The 6,787-nt window shown below is 56.3% G+C and carries 6 protein-coding genes; 3 read left to right on the top strand and 3 right to left on the bottom strand.

All coding sequences use genetic code 11. From position 1 onward, the window contains the following. Both ABX962_RS25925 and ABX962_RS25920 read left to right on the top strand, forming a co-directional pair. Window positions 1-400 (top strand): DUF3365 domain-containing protein (locus tag ABX962_RS25925; protein WP_372723687.1); only part of this gene is annotated, 400 nt, incomplete at its 5' end. Window positions 401-465: 65 nt separating this feature from the next. Further along, on the top strand, window positions 466-1,152 hold the full coding sequence (locus ABX962_RS25920; RefSeq protein WP_372723686.1) for an MOSC domain-containing protein: 687 nt from the start codon (window positions 466-468) through the stop codon (window positions 1,150-1,152). Between the two features lie 39 nt (window positions 1,153-1,191). Here the strand turns inward: ABX962_RS25920 and ABX962_RS25915 are convergent, their stop codons facing one another. The 3 genes from ABX962_RS25915 to ABX962_RS25905 all read right to left on the bottom strand — a co-directional run bounded on the left by ABX962_RS25915 (window position 1,192) and on the right by ABX962_RS25905 (window position 5,000). Then, the gene (locus ABX962_RS25915; RefSeq protein ID WP_372723684.1) at window positions 1,192-1,377 is read right to left on the bottom strand and encodes a hypothetical protein; all 186 of its coding nucleotides are present in this window, start codon (window positions 1,375-1,377) and stop codon (window positions 1,192-1,194) included. Window positions 1,378-1,428: 51 nt separating this feature from the next. Next, window positions 1,429-3,870: an excinuclease ABC subunit UvrA gene (gene uvrA / locus ABX962_RS25910; RefSeq protein ID WP_372723682.1), complete on the bottom strand. Its 2,442-nt coding sequence runs from the start codon at window positions 3,868-3,870 to the stop codon at window positions 1,429-1,431. A gap of 161 nt (window positions 3,871-4,031) precedes the next feature. Further along, the gene (locus ABX962_RS25905) at window positions 4,032-5,000 is read right to left on the bottom strand and encodes an amidohydrolase (protein ID WP_372723680.1); all 969 of its coding nucleotides are present in this window, start codon (window positions 4,998-5,000) and stop codon (window positions 4,032-4,034) included. A 358-nt stretch (window positions 5,001-5,358) separates the two neighbouring features. On the opposite strand from ABX962_RS25905, the gene dgt reads away from it, so the two are divergent. Further along, complete coding sequence (gene dgt / locus ABX962_RS25900) at window positions 5,359-6,501, top strand: dGTP triphosphohydrolase (protein ID WP_372723689.1); 1,143 nt, start codon at window positions 5,359-5,361, stop codon at window positions 6,499-6,501. The last annotated feature ends 286 nt before the right edge of the window (window positions 6,502-6,787 follow it).

The following is a 6,787-nucleotide window of genomic DNA, read 5'->3' as shown; positions in this document are numbered from 1 at the left end:
GCGTGCTCGACTGTTGCACGAAACGATCCACGGCACGCTGCAGATTGTTCATCGCGATTTCTTTGACGAAGACGAGGCTCATGCGATTCCATCGGCATCGCTTGAGGATGTGTTCCATGAATTGGCGACTCACTACAACATTGAACTGAAGTGGTTGATCGTGGACACCGATGTGGTGAACGTCGATCATCAACCGGAGGACGAGTTCGAGAAGGCTGCCGTGAAAGCACTCCGTAAAAAACAAGTTTATCATGAAGCGGTTGAAGCCGATCGCTATCGTTTTGCCGGATCGATCCGGCTTGCTTCCCAATGTCTAAAATGCCATGTTAAACATCGCAAGAGCACCGAGGACCGGACGGCAGGACTGCTGATTGCGATGCCGATTCGTGTCTCGCCTTGATGTCAGAGCACTAAGGACCGTCGGACCGGGTCTAAGAATCCATAGCATCACCACGAGATTAGCCAGTGCCAACAATCGTTTCTATCAACGTGGGTCGGCCGCAAACGCTCGGAACCGAGAAGCCCTGGGTTTCCGGGTTTTTAAAGCAATCGATCAGCGAACCCCTGTGGCTGGGGTCCACGAATCTTGACGGAGACGAACAAGCGGATCTGGAGCACCATGGAGGTCCCCACAAGGCCGTGTGCGTCTACCCGGCCGACCACTACCCCGACTGGCGAACAACGCTGCAAATCCCTGATTTGAATTGGGGTGCGTTTGGCGAGAACTTTACGATCGCGGGTCTCACCGAGGCGGACGTTTGCATTGGAGACGTATGGACGATCGGCGAAGCCACGGTCCAGGTCTCGCAGCCTCGGCAACCCTGCTGGAAATTAGCTCGCCGATGGGACATCAAAACGCTGGCGTTGCAGGTCCAACAAACCGGTCGCACCGGGTGGTATTTTCGAGTCATTGTCGAAGGCATGGTCCAGCAGGGAATGGAGATCACGTTGCTCGAGCGGCGAGAACCGCAGTGGACGATCGCCGAAGCCAATCGGATCATGCACCGTGACAAGCACGACCGGGATGCTGCCGCCAAACTTGCCGCCGTCCCCACGCTGTCGCCAAGTTGGCAGACAACGCTTCGTAACCGCGTCGAAAAGAATGTCCAAGCTGACGAACAGAAACGTCTGGCAGGCGGCGACGCATCGTAAATCGACGCGGTCCGCTGTCGCCCGATGTCGGCGGCAGGGTCAATCGCTTTCCTCGCCTTGCCCGATCACATGCTGCAACCGCAACAGCACCGCTTGAGGACTGAGCCCGCGGTGGTGACAAACATACTGAAGCGATTTGCCAGCGCAGCTTGTATCGAGCCCAAGTTCGTCAAAGACAGCATTGGTTTCGGGGTACTCGATGATCCACTCAGGGATACTCGTCATCAGATCACAATCCATGTTTGCCATTATAACGAGTGGGCAGTAACACTGCCTTTACCAATCACGGGCTGCTTTTTCCAACACGGCGGCCAAGTAGGGAGCGGTGGCTCCTTTTTCCGATTCGGCGATTAACTCGGGAGGGCCTTGGGCGACGATTTCGCCGCCTCCGATTCCACCGCTTGGTCCAACGTCGATGATCCAATCACATGCGGCTAACAAGTCGAATTGATGCTCGATCACGATCACGGTGTTTCCGGCATCGACCAGCCGCTGCAGCACTTGCACCAACCGCTCGATGTCTTGGAAATGCAAACCGGTCGTCGGTTCGTCCAACAAATACAGCGTTCGCCCGGTGGAAACACGAGCGAGTTCTGTGCCGAGTTTAATCCGCTGGGCCTCGCCACCGCTGAGTGTCGTGCTCGATTGTCCGAGCCCGAGATAGCCCAGTCCCACCGCTTGCAGTGAAGCGAGTTGACGATGAATCCGCGGGACGTTCTCGAAGAACGCCGCTGCCTCATCAATACTCATCGCCAACACATCGGCGACCGAGGCCCCTTTGAAACGCACCTGCAAGGTTTGCCGATTGAACCGCTTGCCACCGCACCGCGTGCAAGTGACAAACAAGTCACTGAGAAAATTCATCTCGATACGTTCCACACCGAGACCTTTGCAAAGCTCGCAACGTCCCGCGGCCGAATTGAAACTAAATCGACTCGAGTTAAACCCGCGAGTTTTTGCTTCTCGCGTGGCGGCAAAAACTTTACGTACCTCGTCCAAGACGCCCGAGTAGGTCGCCGGGCAACTGCGGGGACTGCGGCCGATTGGCGATTGGTCAATCGCGATCATCTTGTCGAGATACTCCACACCGCTGATCCCCGCGTGCGGTCCCGGCGTCTCGGATTTCAGCCCCAGGTAATCGGCAACCGCGGGAGCCAGGGTGTCATTGACCAACGAGCTTTTGCCGCTGCCCGACACTCCACTGACACCAATGAACAGTCCAACTGGGAATTTCGCGGTGACCTTTTTTAAGTTATGAGTCTGGACGTCGCGGAGCGTCAACCATTGGCCTTCGACGGGATGTCGGCGTTCGTCAGGCACCGGGACGCTTTTCGCCCCCGAGAGGTATTGGCCCGTCAAACTTTTCGGATCATTCTCGACGTGGGCGGGCGTCCCATGGCTGATAATTTTGCCTCCGAGTTCGCCAGCACCTTCCCCCATGTCGATCAACACATCGGCCGACCGCATCGTCGCCTCGTCATGCTCGACCACGACGACGGTGTTGCCTTGATCGCGTAGATCGGTGATACAGCGAATCAATTGGTCATGATCCGCCGGGTGCAAACCGATCGAGGGTTCGTCCAAAACATAACAGACGCCGACCAGTCCGCTGCCGATGCTGGTCGCCAACCGTACTCGCTGCAACTCACCGCCACTGAGCGAATCAGCGGATCGATCGAGCGTCAAGTACGTTACTCCGACACGCTTTAGGAACGCCAACCGCTTGCTGACTTCGGATGTAATCGGTGCCGCAACGGCGGCATGCAGCGGCGAGAACGTCTTGTCGATTCCGGCAAACCAATCTGCGGTTTCTCCGAGTGGCATCCCGCAAACTTGATGAATCCCCATGCCATTGATCGTGACACTCAGGGCTTCTTTTCGAAGCCGGCCGCCGTGACAATCGGGGCACTCGGTGGTGTGATCGTCCACGGCAATGCGTCCAAGCCCGTCACAGGTTCGGCAAGCACCATAGGGGCTGTTGAAACTAAACGTCCGCGGTTCAATCTCTTCGAAACTGGCACCACACTCGACACACGCCATCGCGGTGCTGTAGATCGATTCGTGCCAATCGCCGGCATCGTCTTGAATGAGCGACGACGCCAACCCACCGCCCAGTCGCAACGCAAGCAGCACGCTATCTCGCAACCGCGAATCGGCTTCATCACGAATCACCAGCCGATCGATGACCGCTTCGATCGTGTGATTTTTTCGCGGTGCCAGCTCCGGCACCTCTTCGAGCAAGTAGGTTTCGCCATCGACGCGGGCCCGGACCAGCCCGGCTTGTTGGATCGATTCAAACACTTCGCGGTGCGTCCCACGGCGGCCTCGCACCATCGGCGCCATCACGACCAACTTGGTTCCCGGAGCGAGCGCCGCCAGCGATTCGACAATCGCATCGGGCGACTGTTTTGCGATCGCCGAATTGCAGTGAGCACAATGCGGCACGCCGACCCGCGCGTACAACAGCCGCAAATAGTCATAGATCTCGCTGATCGTGGCGACGGTGCTGCGTCCGTTGGTCGAACCAGGCTTTTGGTCGATCGCCAATGTTGGCGCCAGCCCATCGATCGATTCCACGTCAGGCCGTGGGATCTGGTCCAAAAACTGTCGGGCGTATGCCGACAAGCTATCGATGTATTGACGCTGGCCCTCGGCGAACAGCGTGTCAAACGCCAACGAACTCTTGCCGCTGCCCGACACGCCGGTGATTACGGTCAACGAGTTGTGAGGGATCTCGACATCAATGTTTTGCAGATTGTGTTCGCGCGCCCCTCGGATCCGAATGGCATCGTGCGATGCAGTTCGCTTGGATTTAGAGGAAGTTTTTGGGGTACGCTTGGACGGACGTGTCGAACGTTTTCGTGTTGTTGGTTTTGTTTTCAAGGACGACGCTCAATCCACTTGTAGGCTCGTTTAGCATTTCCGGCAAAAAAGTTTCGTGTCGCGGTTTCGCCTTTTTGCATCGCGTACTGCATCACGATCTTTTGCAGCACCGCGTATTCCGCCGCTCGCTCGCAAACCGGCCAATTGCTGCCGTAGATCACACGGTCGTCGCCAAACGCATTCCAAACGACGTCGATGTAGGGCCGGTAAAACGATAGTTCGCTGGGAACCGGTTGCCCGCTACGTGCCGCCCCTTCGACCAACCCCGAAATCTTGCAATACACATTGGGATACTGAGCAGCAACTTTGATACCGTCAACCCAGTCGCTCGGTGGGGCGTCCGTCGTGATGGCGACATTGGCAACGTGATTGAGCACGATTCGCAGTTCAGGTAACTCGCCGGCCAGCTGTGAAATCGCCGCGAGCGAATCGATGCCCCCGTTCACATCAAGCGACAAGTCATGCTGGGCGAGCACCGCCAACTTGGCCGCAGTCCCGTTTTGCAACATGTCGCTGAGCTGTTTGGCAGAGATTCGAATCCCACGAAACAGCGGGTTCGCGGCAAATCGCTTGACTTGATCTTCAAAATCGTCAGCGGCCGGGTCTAAACGTCCCACGATGCCAACAATGAACGGATCGTCTTTGGCGAGATTCAAAAGCCAATCGTTGTCCTCGATCCATGCACTCGCTTCGACAATCACCGTCCCGTCGATTGGTCGTTCGGTCTTCAGTGCACGCAGATGCGGTGGCAAAACGGTTCGGTACAGCGACGAATTCTTGTTCGGCCACGGCACGCCCTGCGGACGCGAGGGGTCATAAAAGTGCGTGTGACAATCGATGATTTGCAAATCAGTGATCGAGTCGGACTGAATTCCGTCGGGCTGAACCCTGGCGGGCTGTTGGGCGTCGAGTGATCGGGTACACAGCCCGAGAGCCAACAGAATGAGTGCGAGAAACCGTTTCATAAGGAATGTCGGATAAAAGGTTTACCAATTTTTTCAGGGCGAAATGCCAGATCTGCCCCCAACGTACCGCAGGATAACCTAAAGATATTTGTCGAGTGGTCGATCCCGCCTCAGGCGACTAAGATTCGGCTTCCAAAGACTCGACCCACCGGAAAAATCAGGTACGCAGTGCAGATTACGCCGCAGAATTTTACGAACTTGTTTGACATTATTGGAATCGGTCTAGCCCATGGTACAATCCCCCGCAGTTTCGCAGTTTGCCCCCGACGTCTCGCGGTTGGACAACGTACCGATAGAATCGATCCAAGCAATGTTGCAGCGGATCTCTGCATTAGGCGAAACCGAACGGAGGCATCCCTTGAACGGGCTTAGGCTGTACGACCAGAGCGAACACCTGCTATTGGCAAGCTATGCGATGCACAGCGCCGATACCGAGGGGCGGCTGTATCCCGAGCCCACGCACCCCTATCGCGGCCCCTATGCTCGCGATCGCGACCGGATCCTGCACAGCAGTGCGTTTCGGCGACTAAGCGGCAAGATGCAGGTTTTTACCGGCGAGATGGGGATCTATCATCGCACCCGGCTGACACATACGTTCGAGGTCGCGTCGGTTGCCCGCACCATGGCTCGTGTGCTGCGGCTGAACGAAGATCTGACCGAGGCGTTGGCGCTGATGCACGACATCGGGCACCCACCCTTTGGCCACTGCGGCGAAGATGTGCTGAGCGAACACATGTCGTCCGTTGGCGGTTTTTCACACAACGAATTTGCCTTGGTGATCGTCAGCGAACTCGAGCAGCGATACGTTGAATTCTCGGGACTAAATCTGTCGCGAGAAACGTTGGCTGGACAAGATGTGCGGGCTCACAAGGCCGAAGCGGCCGTGGGACGAGCCCCACTGCTAGAAGTACAGCTCGTCGACGCGGCCGATTCGATCGCCTATGACGCTCATGACGTTGACGATGCGTTGCAAATGGGACTGCTCTCGATCGACGAACTCGCAGAACTCGCCATTGTTCGGCGAGCGCTCGATTTGATTCGAGACAAACGAGGCTTCATGCCTATCCATCAACTGCGTCAATCCTTGGTCCATGAACTGATCGATTTGCAAGTCAGTGAGTTGGTCGAGGTGTCGAGCGAGATGCTGCGGCAATACGAGGGGCATCACCACAACGACATCTGCGATTTGGGAGTCCGGTTCCGTCATGGCGAAACACTCCGTGCTGAACGCCGCGAACTAGAAGCGTTCCTGTTTGACGCCGTGTACCGTCACCCTCGTTTGATTCCGGTGCGAGACTCGGCGGCGAAACGGTTGAGCGAACTGTTTAACGTATTGACCAATGACCCCAATCGTCTGCCGCTGCGATTCCGCCAACGCCAACAAGACCATCCGCTTGAAAAGATCGTCGGCGAATACTTGGCCGGGATGACCGATGCGTTTTGCGACCAGCAACATCAATACGCGACAGGAACATCCCGAGGCCCCCTCGCAGACTGGTAGCAGTTACGGATTAGAGAAAAGGTGCCGGTTAGAGAAAGTTTTCTCATCGCAGCGGTCATACCGTGCCGAAGAAGAAAACTGGAGTCTCGGTAGATGCTTCCGCCAATCGCGTTACGCTGATTGCTTGCATCTACCAGAACGTCCGTCTTCGCACGACTTTTCTCAAAAGTAGCTGTTATGAAAACGTCACCGATCTCACGGTCTCTGCTAGCAACCACGAAAACGTTGTCTACCGCAATCGTCGCAGTAGCACTTGCTTCTTTGCTTGCAAATGATCTCCATCTTC

The sequence above is a fragment of the Novipirellula sp. genome (assembly GCF_041583735.1).
Lineage (GTDB): Bacteria > Planctomycetota > Planctomycetia > Pirellulales > Pirellulaceae > Novipirellula.
The sequence above is the reverse complement of the archived record's forward strand: the minus strand, read 5'-3'. Positions and strand labels throughout refer to the sequence as shown.